The sequence below is a fragment of the Novosphingobium sp. CCH12-A3 genome (genome assembly GCF_001556015.1).
Taxonomy (GTDB): domain Bacteria; phylum Pseudomonadota; class Alphaproteobacteria; order Sphingomonadales; family Sphingomonadaceae; genus Novosphingobium; species Novosphingobium subterraneum.
Map to the genome: position 1 here is coordinate 63,495 of NZ_LSIA01000082.1, position 13,082 is coordinate 76,576.

The 13,082-nt window shown below is 67.0% G+C and carries 8 protein-coding genes and 1 pseudogene; 6 read left to right on the plus strand and 3 right to left on the minus strand.

Annotation, left to right across the window (positions count from 1 at the left end):
* The first annotated feature begins 79 nt into the window (after positions 1 to 79).
* Together AX703_RS06450 and AX703_RS06455 are read left to right on the plus strand one after the other, a co-directional pair.
* A complete protein-coding gene (locus AX703_RS06450) occupies positions 80 to 2,299 on the plus strand; it encodes a glycoside hydrolase family 3 C-terminal domain-containing protein (protein WP_062343328.1) in 2,220 nt (739 codons plus the stop codon).
* A gap of 31 nt (positions 2,300 to 2,330) precedes the next feature.
* Entirely contained in the window at positions 2,331 to 5,444 is a 3,114-nt protein-coding gene (locus AX703_RS06455; RefSeq protein ID WP_062343329.1) for an alpha-L-rhamnosidase, read from the plus strand.
* A gap of 6 nt (positions 5,445 to 5,450) precedes the next feature.
* Here the strand turns inward: AX703_RS06455 and AX703_RS06460 are convergent, their stop codons facing one another.
* The 3 genes from AX703_RS06460 to AX703_RS06470 form a co-directional block, all read right to left on the minus strand.
* Positions 5,451 to 6,416: an acyl-CoA dehydrogenase family protein gene (locus tag AX703_RS06460; protein ID WP_062343330.1), complete on the minus strand. Its 966-nt coding sequence runs from the start codon at positions 6,414 to 6,416 to the stop codon at positions 5,451 to 5,453.
* A 14-nt stretch (positions 6,417 to 6,430) separates the two neighbouring features.
* Complete coding sequence (locus AX703_RS06465; protein WP_062343331.1) at positions 6,431 to 7,588, minus strand: acyl-CoA dehydrogenase family protein; 1,158 nt, start codon at positions 7,586 to 7,588, stop codon at positions 6,431 to 6,433.
* Positions 7,589 to 7,707: 119 nt separating this feature from the next.
* On the minus strand, positions 7,708 to 8,583 hold the full coding sequence (locus AX703_RS06470; protein ID WP_062343332.1) for a LysR family transcriptional regulator: 876 nt from the start codon (positions 8,581 to 8,583) through the stop codon (positions 7,708 to 7,710).
* A 100-nt stretch (positions 8,584 to 8,683) separates the two neighbouring features.
* Between AX703_RS06470 and AX703_RS06475 the strand changes: the two genes are divergently transcribed.
* From AX703_RS06475 to AX703_RS06490, 4 genes and pseudogenes are all read left to right on the plus strand, one after another.
* Complete coding sequence (locus AX703_RS06475; protein ID WP_062343333.1) at positions 8,684 to 9,490, plus strand: crotonase/enoyl-CoA hydratase family protein; 807 nt, start codon at positions 8,684 to 8,686, stop codon at positions 9,488 to 9,490.
* Positions 9,487 to 10,712: pseudogene (locus AX703_RS06480) on the plus strand (CaiB/BaiF CoA transferase family protein). The gene AX703_RS06475 and the pseudogene AX703_RS06480 overlap by 4 nt, the downstream one beginning before the upstream one ends.
* Positions 10,712 to 12,148: an aldehyde dehydrogenase family protein gene (locus AX703_RS06485; RefSeq protein WP_062343334.1), complete on the plus strand. Its 1,437-nt coding sequence runs from the start codon at positions 10,712 to 10,714 to the stop codon at positions 12,146 to 12,148. Before AX703_RS06480 ends, AX703_RS06485 begins: the two are co-directional and overlap by 1 nt.
* 18 nt (positions 12,149 to 12,166) lie before the next feature.
* Positions 12,167 to 13,066, plus strand: coding sequence for an NAD(P)-dependent oxidoreductase (locus AX703_RS06490; protein WP_062343335.1), 900 nt, complete (start codon positions 12,167 to 12,169; stop codon positions 13,064 to 13,066).
* The last annotated feature ends 16 nt before the right edge of the window (positions 13,067 to 13,082 follow it).

The following is a 13,082-nucleotide window of genomic DNA, read 5'->3' on the forward strand; positions in this document are numbered from 1 at the left end:
GAAGGCGAGCTTCGTGAAGTCTGCCGGCCTGAAAGCACGGGGCGGGTGATGCCCCGCCGGATCACCTGAGGACCCTGAAATGAAGCCTGCCGCGCGCCTGTCCTGCTCTGCTGCAATGCTTGCGCTCGGCTGTGTCCAGGCACAGGCCAACCCTGTGCAAGCTTCCCGGGATACCGCCGAGGCGCGCGCCGAGCAGGCGCTTTCGCAGATGACGCTGGAGGAGAAGATCCAGCTGCTGCACGGCACGATGCCGCTGTTCATTCCCGTGCCCAAGCGCGCGCGGGGCATGCCGGTTGGCGCAGGCGTCATTGCCGGGATCGAGCGCCTGGGCATCCCGCCCCAGTATGCCACGGACGCCAGCCTTGGTGTTTCCAACATCATGGACATGCGCAAGGGCGATGTTGCCACGGCCCTGCCGTCCGGCCTGTCGCTCGCCTCCACCTGGAACCCGGCGCTGGTGCGCGAGGGCGGGCGGATGATCGGATCGGAAGCCGTGGCCAAGGGCTTCAACGTGATGCTGGCAGGCGGCGTCAATCTGGTGCGGGACCCGCGAGCCGGGCGCAATTTCGAGTATCTTGGCGAAGACCCGCTGCTCGGCGGCGTGCTGGTGGGGGCGCAGATCGAGGGCGTGCAAGCGAACGGCATCATCGCCACGATCAAGCACTTCGCGCTCAACAACCAGGAGATCGGGCGCTCGTCGGCCTCGGTCGAGATGGACGAGGCGGCCATGCGCGAGAGCGACCTGCTGGCCTTCCAGATCGGCATGGAGCGCGGCAATCCGGGCTCGGTCATGTGCTCGTACAACAAGGTTGGCGGCACATATGCCTGCGAGAACCGCTTCCTGCTGACCGACGTGCTGCGGCGCGAGTGGGGCTTCAAGGGCTATGTCATGTCGGACTGGGGCGCGGTCCATTCGGCCGAGGCGCTGCTGGCCGGGCTGGATCAGCAATCGGGCGAGATGCTTGACCGCAAGCGCTGGTTCTCCACCGAACTGAAGCCGAAGCTGGCTGACGGCAGCATTCCGATCTCGGCAGTCGACACGGCGGCCAAGCGCATCCTCTGGGCGATCTATGCCAAGGGCGTGGACAAGACCGTGATCGCGCCCAGGGCCATCGATTATGCCCGCAATGGGGAAGTTGCGCTGCAGGCCGCACGCGAAGGCACGGTGCTGCTGCGCAACGAGGGCGGCATCCTGCCGCTGGCGGCTTCGGTCCGCTCCATTGTGGTGATCGGCGGCAAGGCCGATCTTGGCGTGCCATCGGGCGGGGGATCGAGCCAGGTCGTGCCGGTCGGCGGGTTCCGCGCGCTGGAGAAGATCGAGAGCGGGCCTGCCGCCACCTTCGCCCGCCGTGCGTGGGGCGGCACGCCGCCGCTTGAGGCGCTGCGCCGCACATTTGGCAAGGCGCAGGTGACGTACGTTGACGGCAGCGATGCGAAAGCGGCAGCAGACGCGGCCCAGGCCGCCGATGTCGCCGTGGTCTTCGCCACGAAGTTCGCGACCGAAGCCGAGGACCAGCCCGACCTGGCGCTCGATGGCCGGCAGGATGCGCTGATCGATGCCGTGGCCAGCGCCAATCCGCGCACGGTGGTGGTGCTGGAGACCGGCAACCCGGTAACGATGCCTTGGCGGGCCAAGGTGCCGGCGCTGCTCGCCGCGTGGTATCCCGGCCAGCGCGGCGGCGATGCGATTGCCGAAATCCTGTCCGGCAAGACCAATCCCTCGGGTCGCCTGCCGGTGACCTTCCCGGTAAGTGTGGATCAGTTGCCCAATCCCGTCCTGCCCGGATCGGACCTGCCGCCGCCGTCCAAGGAGGACAAGGCCACCTATGGGCTGCAGACCAACAGCCCGCCGTTCACGATCACCTATCCCGAAGGTTCCGACGCCGGCTATCGCTGGTTCGACCGCAAGGGCGAGAAGCCCCTGTTCGCGTTCGGCCACGGCCTGTCCTACACGACGTTCCGCTATTCGGCGCTCAGGGCCAAGGGCGGGCGCACGGTCAGCGCCAGCTTCATCGTTACCAATTCCGGCACGCGCAAAGGGGCCGACGTGCCACAGGTCTATGTCACGCTGCCCGGCAAGGCGCGGCGCCTGATCGGGTGGGACAAGCCGGTGCTGAAGCCGGGGGAAAGCCGGACAGTGACGATCACGGCCGACCCGCGCCTGCTCGCCAGTTTTGACGTGGCGCGACAGCGCTGGGTGGTGAAGCCGGGCAGAGTGAAGATCGAGGTGGCCCGCTCTGCCGTTGACCCGGTGCTGGCCACGCAGGTTTCACTGGCCCCGCAGACGATCAAGCCCTGATGCCAAGAGCAAAGATTCCGGGAGAAAGACGATGAAGGTCAACCGGCGCGAAGCCATTGCCTTGGGCATTGCCGGCGGCGGCGCAACCGCGCTCCCGCTGCGGGCGCTAGCCGCAGCTGAACCGGCACAGGTCGAAGGCCTGCGTGTGTGCGGTCTGGAAAGCCCGCTCGCGCTGGGCGATGCACCACCGAGGTTTTCGTGGAAGCTGGGCGGCGCGGAACGGGCAGGGCAGGTCGCTTACCGGATCAGCGTGGCGCGAAGTCCGGACGACCTCGCTGCTGGCCGCAACCTGGTCTGGGACAGCGGGCGCGTGGCAGGCACTTCGGCGGTCGACATTGCCTATGGCGGGCCGGCCCTGCCCTCGCGCAGCCGGGTGTGGTGGCAGGTGGAAAGCTGGACCAGGGGCAGCCGCACGCCGCTGCGCAGCCAGCCCGCAATGTGGGAAACCGGCCTTGCCCCGGCAGACTGGCAGGCCGAATGGATCGCCAGCGAAACGCTGGTCGCCAAGGCCGATCGCGAAGCCGGGCTGCACTGGCTTTCAGGGCCGGACAAGCAGAACGTGGGCCAGACCCGCGCCTTCCGCTGGACCTTTGACCATCCCGGCGGTGCGGCAGAGTTCTGCGCCACGCTGCACGAATTGACCGGCGTGTGGATCAATGGCGAACCCGCGCCCGCGCCGCGCGATGGCCCGGCGCGTCACACCGAGATGGCAGTCTGGCCGATCATCCTGAAGAAGGGCCGAAATGTCATCGCCATCGAAGGGCGGCGCGTCGGCAGCTTTGGCCAGCCGCCTTGCGTGGCGGCGGCTTTGCTGCGCCATGGCGAGGGATTGATCCAGCGGATGACTTCGGCCAGTCCTGGCTGGAAAACCGTGGTGGCGGCGCCCCCCGGCTGGCATCTGCCCGCGTTCGATGACACGGCATGGCCCGCAGCCGAACCGGCCAAGGGCAGCCTCCCCATTGGCGAGCCCTGGCCGCTCACGCCTGCCAGCCGCCTGCGCCATGGCTTCACCATCGACAGGCCAATCCGCGCCGCGCGCCTCCATGCCACCGCACTGGGCATCTACCAGCCATGGATCAACGGCGCGCCCTTGGCCGACCGCAAGCTGGCACCCGAATTCACCGATCCTTCGAAGCGGGTGCTTTACCAGACCTATGACGTCACCGCGCTACTCAAGCCCGGTGCCAACATGCTCGGCATGGTGGTCGGCGATGGCTGGTACGGTTCGCGCTTCAGCACTTCTGCCCGCTTTGCCTTCGGGCCTGCGCCATGCCGCATTCTGTGCCAGCTCGAGATCGAGCATGACGACGGTTCGCGCACCGTGATCGGCAGTGGCGATGGCTGGGAGATCGCAGACTCGGCCGTGCTCGAACATTCGCTGTACGATGGAGAGATCCACGATGCGCGGGGTGAACAGCCCGGCTGGGCGACCGCGAACGGACCGACCGCAGGGTGGCGTCCAACCAGTGTGGTGGCTGCTCCCGCGATCCCGGTTCAACCACAGCGCTGCCCGCCGATCCGCATTCGCGAGACGCTGCAACCGAAGAGCGTCAAGCGCCTGGGGCCTGGGCATTATCAGCTCGACTACGGACAGAACTTTGCCGGCTTCCCGCGCCTGACCGTGAGTGCCCCTGCCGGCACGCGCATCGAGATGCGCTTTGCCGAGATCCTCAAGGCTGACGGCACGATCGACCAGGCCAACCTGCGCACTGCCAAGGCGCGGGACATCTACATTGCCGCCGGGCGCGGGCGCGAGGTCTATGAGCCGCGCTTTACCTATCACGGCTATCGCCATGTCGAGATCACCGGTGTGCCCGATGATCAGACGGCGTGGAACCTTGAAGGTCTGGTGGCGCATCAGGACCTGCCACTGACCGCCGAGTTGCGCGTCGGCGATCCGGTGATCCAGCAGTTCTGGCGCAATTCGGTGTGGAGCCAGAAGGCCAACTTCTATGGCCTGCCGACCGACTGCCCGCAGCGCGACGAGCGGCTGGGCTGGATGGGCGATGCCGCCGTGTTCTGGCCAGCGGCCGCATGGAACATGGACGTTGCCGCCTTCACCGCCCGCGTGATGGAGGACGCGCGCGTCTCGCAAAGCGCCAAGGGCGGCTTCCCCGACTGCATCCCGCCGTTCGTGCCGACGATGAAGCTGTCCTCGCCGGGCTGGGCCGATGCGGGCGTGATCCTGCCGCACACCTCGTGGATGCAGAACGGCGATACCGGCGTGATCCGCGCCAACTGGCAGGCGATGGAAGCGTACATGGCGTGGATCGAGGCGGCCAACCCTGACCATGTCTGGCGCAAGCAGCGCGGCGCGGACTATGGCGACTGGCTCTCGGTCGATGCGCCGACGGCCAACCCGGGCGCGGCGACCACGCCCAAGGACCTGCTCTCCACCGCCTATTGGGCGCAGGATGCGACGATGATGGCGGCGATGGCCGGGGCGATCGGCAACGCAGAGGCTGCCGCAAAGTATCGCAGCCTGTTCGAGGCGATCCGCAGCGCATTCAACACCGCCTTCGTCGTCGATGGCAAGGTCGGCAACGGGAGCCAGACCGGCAACGTCGTGGCGATCCGCTTCGGCCTGCTTTCGCCCGAAGCCATGCGCGCAGCGGGCGCGGCGCTGGCGGCGGACATTGCGCGGCGCGGCAACCACCTGTCCACCGGCTTCCTCGGCACGCCGCACATCCTCGATGCGCTGGTCATGGCCGGGCAGGAGGCAACTGCGATCACCCTGCTCACCGAGCGCAGCTATCCGTCATGGGGCTATATGGTGGAGCAGGGCGCGACGAGCATGTGGGAACGCTGGAACAGCGACCAGGGCGATGCCAGCATGAACAGCCGCAATCATTATGCCTTCGGCGCAATCGGCGATTTCCTGTTTCGCCGCATCGCCGGCATCGCGCCTGCGACGCCCGGCTTCGGCAAGGTCCGCATTGCGCCGATCATGAGCGAAGTGCTGGGCACTGGCGGCGCGACCTACCACAGCGTGCGCGGCACGATCCGCACCGACTGGACGGCCAAGGGCGGCAGGTTCCGGCTCGATGTAGAGCTTCCCGGCGGCGTGGAGGGTGAGGTCGTGCTGCCCGATGGCCGCAAAACCCGCGCGATGGCGGGGCCGAACCGGTTTTCGGGCAAGCTCTGAGGTGGATCAGGCGAAGACGCTTTGCCTGATCCAGTCCACGCTTGTCACGGTCGACGCGAGTCGGCTTTGCCCCAGCACTTGCGACCAGTAGCCCTCCGAACCATCTGCGAGGCGCCATTCGTGCAGGCGGCGGGTGAGGAGCTGGAGGTCGTATTCCTCGCTGATGCCAATGGCGCCGTGAACCGCATGAGCGGTGGCAGCGATGCGCGGGGCGGCCGACGAGGTGGCGATCTTGGCCGTGGCCGCGGCGGCGAGCGGCACGTTCAGACCATGCGAAGCGCCAAGCTGCGCAGCGATGCGGCAGGCGATCATGTCCTCGGCCATCAGCGCGAGCATCTGCTGCAGCGACTGCTGGCGGCCGATCGGCTTGCCGAACTGCACCCGCTCGGATGCATAGGCGGTGGTCACGTCGCACAGGCGGGCGGCGGCACCGGCGATCAGCGCAGCGCGCAGCACGGCGGCAATGGAGCGCAGGCCGGATGCAGGGCGGGGCAGACTCCTGCCTTCGGGCTTGCCGGAAATGCGTGCAGCCAATGAATTGGTGACGCCGGTCGGCGCGGGCGCAAGCTGCGCCATGTCGCACAGCACCAGCGCATCGCCGCAATCGACCAGCGCGGCTTGCGCCACCAGTCCGCAAGGCACCGGCTGCGCCAGCGAGGTGACAAGCACGACCGGCCCATCGGGCGCAGCGATCCCGCTCTCGGCCAACAGCGCGCGGGCGACCATGGTTTCGGCCACGGGCAGGGGCACGGCGCGGGCCCCGAGTGCCTCGATCAGCGGTTCGATATCGGCAAGACTCAGGCCCGCGCCGCCGTGTTCATCGGAAACCAGCGCATCAAGGAAGCCTGACCCTGCGATCTCTCTCCACAGAGCGTCGGCAGAGCCACCGTGTTCGATGGCACGGACCACTGCCGGGCTCGCTGCCGCATCGAGCATGCGGACGAAGGGTTCGAGCAGTTCGTTGATGTCCATCTGTTTCTCTCCCCTCACCGCAGGCCCATGCCGCGCGCGATGATCCCGCGCAGGATCTCGCGCGTGCCGCCGCGCAGGCTGAAGCTCGGCGCGATGTGCGTGACGTAGAGCAGCGTGCGATACAGCTCCTCGCTCACCGCCTCATCGGGGTGCGCGGCGAGATCGTCGCCGATCACCACCGGCAATTCCTGTTCGAAGCCAGTGCCGCGATCCTTGACGATGCTCGCTTCGACCACCGGGCTTTCCCCCGCCACCAATCGCGCCGTGCAGGCAATCGACATGGCGCGCAGCGTGGCAAGCTCGGCAGTCAGCCGCCCGACCAGCGCGGCGCAATCGCTGCGGCCCACCGCCTGCAGGTGCCGTATCCAGGCATCCAAAAGCACGGCGCTGGAATAGATGCGTTCCGGCCCGGAGCGTTCGAACGCCAGTTCGGCGACGACCTGCTTCCAGCCCTCACCCTCTGCCCCCACCAGCGCATCCTCGCCGAGTTCGACGTTCTCGAAGAACACTTCGGCAAAGTGCGCATCGCCCGTAAGATCGACGATGGGCCGTACCGTGACGCCGGGCGCCTTCAGGTCGATGATCAATTGCGAAAGCCCCGCCTGCCGGTCTGCCGAAGTGCCGGAAGTGCGGACCAGCGCGATCATGTAGTCCGAATGCATGGCATTGGTGGTCCAGATCTTCTGGCCGTTGACCACCCAGCCCCCACCGCTGCGATTGTCGCTGCGGTCGGCCCGCGTGCGCACGCTGGCAAGGTCCGAGCCCGAGCCCGGCTCGCTCATGCCGATGCAGAACAGCTGTTCGCCCCGGCAGATCGCGGGAATGTGCTTGCGGCGCTGCGCCTCGGTGCCGAAGTTCAGGAGCAGTGGCGCGCTCTGCCGATCAGCGATCCAGTGCGCGGCGACCGGTGCTCCGGCGCAGAGCAATTCCTCGACCACCACGAAGCGCGCAAATGGGCCCTTGCCGTGGCCACCGTATTCCTTGGGCAGCGTGAGGCCGAGGAAACCCGCCTCCCCCAGTGCGCGGCTGAATTCCGCGCTGAAGCCCTGCCACGACCGCGCGCGGCGATCCATCGGGATGCCGGCAATGTGCTGTTCAATGAAGGTGCGGATGGCAGGCCGCAGCGCTTCGTCTTCGGGTGGCAACTCGGCAAGCGTCAGGGTATCGAACACGGAAAGGCGGCTCCTGTCCCGGGCGGCGCATCATGGCGCCGCTCTCCAGGGCAAAGCGATGCGCCCGGAGGCACTCTGCATCAAATATTTATTTTGCCGGGTTCGATAGTGATTGCATATCAGGCGTTCTCACAGGCCAGGGCAGTGCGCACGAAATTCCGTGCCAGCACAGATGGCTCGTCGGCCCGCGCAATGCCCATCGCGATCGGCACCGGGTCTGACAGGGTGACGATGCGCACCCCCTCCCCGGCAAAGCGCGCGCTGCGGCCGGGGATCAGCGCCACGCCAAGCCCGGCTTCGACAAGGCTGAGGATGGTCTGCACCTGCACCGCCTCCTGCGCGACGCGCGGGGTGAACCCGGCACGATGGCAGGCGAGCCGGATCGTGGCATGGAGCACGCTGACCGGGCTGTAGATGATGAAGCTGCGATCAGCCAAGGCGCCAAGATCAAGCGTCTTGCGCCCCGCCAGCACGTCGCTGGCAGGCAGCACCGCAACCAGTTCATCGGTCTCGATCACGTCGATAGCCACGGGCGCGGAGTCCATCACCGGCAGGCGCACCAGCCCCACGTCCAGGCGGCGCGCAGCAATGGCCCGGACGATCTCGACGCTGTTCATCTCCTCCAGCGCGAGCTCGACCTCCGGGTAGGCGTGGCGAAAGGGGGAGACGATGCGCGGCAGCAATTCTCCGATGGCCGAGCCGATAAAGCCGATCGACAGACGGCCACGCAGGCCCGCCGCGCCCTGGCGCACGGCCTCCCGCACTTTCTCGGCCGCCGCCAGAGCCTCGCGCGCCGGGGCAACCGCGGCAAGGCCTGCCGTCGTCAAGCGCACGCCACGCGGATCGCGCTCGAACAGGGCGACGCCGAGGTCTTCCTCAAGCTTGCGAATGGCGACCGTCAGCGGTGGCTGCGAGATGTGCAGGCGCTCTGCCGCGCGATGGAAGTTCAGCGTTTCGGCAAGGGCGTTGAAATAGCGCAGCTGGCGCAAGTCCACGATATATACTCACTATCGAAGTCGGAAAATTCAATATTAGCCCGAAAGGACGGGGTAGCCTAGCTGTTTCAGCCAATCAAAAGCCCATGGAGAGCGCGCGATGTCCGAAACCCCCTTCCTGCTGGTCGAACGCGATGGCCCGGTGGTCATCGCCACGCTCAATCGCCCGGACACCCGCAACGCCATTTCGGAAACCGCGCACAGCGAGGAGATCGCCCAGTTCTGTGCAGACGTGACCCGCGATCCTTCGGTGCGTGCGATAGTGCTGACCGGGGCGGGCAAGGCCTTCTGCGCAGGCGGCAACGTCAAGCACATGGCCGAGAAAACCGGCATGTTCGGCGGATCGCCCTTCTCGATCCGCAACCAGTATCGCACCGGCATCCAGTTGATCCCGACGGCGCTTTACGATCTGGAAGTGCCGGTCGTTGCCGCTGTCAACGGCCCGGCGATCGGGGCGGGCCTCGACCTCGCCTGCATGACCGATATCCGCATCGCTTCGGACAAGGCTCTGTTCGCGGAAAGCTTCGTAAAACTCGGCATCGTGCCGGGAGATGGCGGGGCGTGGCTGCTGCCGCGCGTGATCGGCATGGCCCGAGCCAGCCTGATGACGCTGACCGGCGACACCATCGACGCCGCCAAGGCACTGGAATACGGCCTGGTCAGCGAAGTCGTGGCGCCTGACCGGCTCCTGCCGCGTGCCCTCGAAGTCGCCCACTCGATCGCCGCCAACCCCGGCCATGCCACCCGCATGGCCAAGCGCCTGCTGCGCGAAGGGCAGGACATGAAGCTGGCCCCGCTGCTCGAGCTTTCGGCCGCTTACCAGGCGCTGGCCCATCACACCCATGACCACCACGAGGCGGTCAGTGCCTTCCTCGAAAAGCGCAAGCCGGAGTTGAAGGGCGAGTGAGCGAACCGCAGGTTGCCGGCCCGCTTGCCGGGATTACCGTCCTCGATCTTTCGCGCGTGCTGGCGGGGCCGTGGTGTTCACAGGTTCTGGGCGACCTTGGCGCCGACGTGATCAAGGTCGAACAGCCGGGACAGGGCGACGACACGCGCAAGTGGGGGCCACCGTTCCTTGACGACGGTAGCCGCGACGCCGCCTATTACCTCTGCGCCAACCGCAACAAGCGCTCGGTCGCGATCGACATGGCCGAGCCTGCAGGCGCCGAACTGATCCGCCGGTTTGCCGCGCAGGCCGACGTGGTGATCGAGAACTTCCGCGTCGGCGGCCTTGCCAAGTACGGGCTCGATTATGAGTCCCTGCGCGAGGTCAAGCCGGACCTGATCTACCTTTCGATCACCGGCTTCGGCCAGACCGGCCCCTTGCGCAACAACGGGGGATACGACTTCCTCGTCCAGGGCATGAGCGGCCTGATGAGCGTGACCGGCCTGCCCGATGGCGAGCCGGGCGGCGGGCCGATGAAGGTCGGCATCCCGATCAGTGACCTGACGACCGGGCTCTACGCCGCAATTTCGGTGCTGGCGGCATTGCCACCGGCGAGGGCCAGCGGATCGACCTTGCCCTGCTCGATACGCAAGTGGCGCTGCTCGCCAATCAGGCGTCGAACTGGATGAACGGCGGCATGGTGCCGCGCCGAATGGGCAACCAGCACCCCAATACCGTGCCATATCAGGACTTTGCCTGTTCGGACGGCAGCGTGCTCGTCGCACTCGGCAATGATCGGCAGTTCCGCGCCTTCACCGCGCTGATCGGCCTGCCTGACCTCGCCGACGACGAGCGCTTTGCAATCAGCGCAGGCCGTAGCGTCAACCGCGATGCCCTGCTCGCGCAATTGCGCCCGGCCATCGCCCGGTGGAAATCGGCTGAACTGATCGCGGCGATGGAAGCGGCGGGGCTGCCCGGCGGCAAGGTGAACGAGATTCCCGAAGTGCTCGACCACCCGCAGATCGAAGCGCGCGGCCTGGTGCACGAAATGGCGCGATCCGACGGGACGCCGGTCAAGGTGCTTGGCTTCCCGGCCCAGCTTTCGGCCTCGCCCGCAACATATCGCCACGCCCCGCCACGCTCGGGCGAAGATACCGTCGCCGTGCTCAGCGAAAGACTGGGGCTCGACAAGGACGAGATCGAACGCCTGCTGGCGGCTGGCGTGATTGCGGAGACATTGTGATGCAGGGTGCAAACTACATCGACGGTCGCTGGGTGGACGGCGCAACGCCGTTCACCACGCAGAATCCGTCCGACCTTGATGAGACCGTGGGCAGCTATACTAAGGTTGGGGAGGCCGAAGTGCGCGAGGCCATGGCGGCGGCGCGCCGGGCGCAGCCAGCATGGGCCGCGTTCAACATGCAGGCGCGGGCCGATATCCTCTACCGCATTGCCGAACTGCTGAAGGCGCGCGCGCCGGAGATCGGCAAGCTGCTCAGCCGCGAGGAAGGCAAGACCCTGCCCGAAGGCATAGGCGAGGCCCTGCGCGCCGCACAGTGCTTCCAGGCCGCGGCCGGCGATGTGATCCGCGCGCAGGGCGAATGGTACAATTCGATGCGCGATGGCTTCAACGTGCTGGTCACGCGCGAACCGCTGGGCGTCATCGCCGCGATCACCCCGTGGAACTTCCCGATCGCCCTCCCTTCATGGAAGATCGCAGGCGCGCTCGCCTATGGCAATGCGGTGGTGCTCAAGCCCAGCAGCTTCGTACCCGGCTGCGCGGTGATGCTGGCGCAGATCATCGAAGACGCGGGCGTTCCGGCGGGCGTGTTCAACCTCGTCATGGGTGATGGCCGCGCTACCGGCAACGTGATGATCGACGAGGCCGACGGCCTGACCTTCACCGGCGGCACCGCCACGGGCCGCGCCGTGCTGACCCGCGCCGCCGAGACGATGACCAAGTGTCAGCTCGAACTCGGCGGCAAGAACGCGCTGGTCGTGCTCGACGATGCCGACCTTGATCTCGCGGTCGAGATCGCCAGCAACGGCGCCTGGATCCAGACCGGGCAGCGCTGCACCGGGACCGAGCGCCTGATCGTGACGCGAGGCATCCACGATGCCTTTGTCGAGCGCATGGCCAAGGTGGCGGGCAGCTACCGCGTCGGCCACGCGCTCGATCCCGAGACCCAGATCGGCCCGGTCGCCAACGTTCAGCAGTTCAACGAGAACCTGCAGTTCGTGATCGATGCGCAGGCCGAAGGCGCGGAGCTTGCCGCAGGTGGCGGTGCCGTGGAAGCGCGCACGCGGGGCCTCTACATGGCCCCGACGCTGCTGACCGGCACCAGGGCCGAATGGCGCTGCAACCAGCACGAATCCTTCGGGCCGATTGCTTCGGTGATCAAGGTCGAGGACCTCGACGAGGCGATCCACGCTGCCAATGCCTGCGAATACAAGCTGTCATCCGGCATCGCCACGACCAGCCTCAAGAGCGCGGAACGCTTCCGCAAGGCATCGAAGGCCGGCATGGTCATGGTCAACGCGCCGACGGCGGGCCTCGAATACCACGTCCCGCTCGGCGGGCGTTCGCCCTCTGGCTACGGCGCGCGCGAGACCGGCTCCACGGCCGCGGAATTCTTCACCGAGAGCAAGACCAGCTACATCAATCACGGCGCCGTCTGAGCGCTGTCGGAGAGAGATATGACGACTGTTGCATACATCGGCCTTGGCGCGATGGGCCTGCCACTGGCCAGACATTTGGTGCGCAAGGGCTTTGACGTCATCGCCTATGACATCGACCCGACCCGCGCTGACGAGATCGTGGCATTGGGCGGGCGCAAGGCGGGCTCGGTGGTCGAAGCCGCGAGGGATGTCGAGGTGGTGATCACCTGCCTGCCTGCGACGCCCCATGTGGAGGCCGTGGTGCTCGGCCCCGATGGCGCACTGGCTCAGATGAAGCCCGGCACGCTGCTGCTCGACATGTCGACCATCGATGCCAACGGCACCGACCGCGTCGCCAGGGCCTGTGCCGAAAAGGGCGTGGCCTTTGTCGACAGCCCGATCGGCCGCCTCGTGCTCCATGCCGAGCGCGGGGAATCGCTGTTCATGGTGGGCGCGAGCGACGAGGACTTCGCCCGCGTCGAGCCGCTGCTCAATGCCATGGGCAAGGACATCATGCGCTGCGGCGGGCAGGGCATGGGCAGCCGGATGAAGCTGGTGAACAACTTCCTGCTGCTGACCATCGCCGAAGTCAGCGCCGAAGCCGTCGCGCTCGGCACGCGTCTTGGCCTAGATATCGCGACGATCCTGAAGGTCACCGGCAGCACAACGGCGCAGAACGGCCAGTTGCACACGCTGATGGTCAACAAGGTGCTGAAGGGCGATACCACCCCCGGCTTCACCATCGACCTTGCCTTCAAGGACATGACCCTGGCGATGACGGCTGCGGCGGAATACCGCATGGGCCTGCCGGTCGGCGCGGCCGCTCACGCCGTCTATGGCGGAGCCCGCGCCATGCCGGAATTCGCGAAGAAGGATTATTCGGCTCTGCTCGAATGGGCCTGCCGCAACGCCGCGGTGGAAACCCCGCGCACAAGCTGAAGTCTGCCGGAAGAGC

Excerpts from the sequence above, each read along its gene's own strand:
- AX703_RS06485 (WP_062343334.1), top strand. The coding sequence starts at position 10,712 with ATGCAGGGTGCAAACTACATCGACGGTCGCTGGGTGGACGGCGCAACG.
- AX703_RS06460 (WP_062343330.1), bottom strand. The coding sequence starts at position 6,416 with ATGGACATCAACGAACTGCTCGAACCCTTCGTCCGCATGCTCGATGCG.
- AX703_RS06490 (WP_062343335.1), top strand. The coding sequence starts at position 12,167 with ATGACGACTGTTGCATACATCGGCCTTGGCGCGATGGGCCTGCCACTG.
- AX703_RS06475 (WP_062343333.1), top strand. The coding sequence starts at position 8,684 with ATGTCCGAAACCCCCTTCCTGCTGGTCGAACGCGATGGCCCGGTGGTC.
- AX703_RS06455 (WP_062343329.1), top strand. The coding sequence starts at position 2,331 with ATGAAGGTCAACCGGCGCGAAGCCATTGCCTTGGGCATTGCCGGCGGC.
- AX703_RS06450 (WP_062343328.1), top strand. The coding sequence starts at position 80 with ATGAAGCCTGCCGCGCGCCTGTCCTGCTCTGCTGCAATGCTTGCGCTC.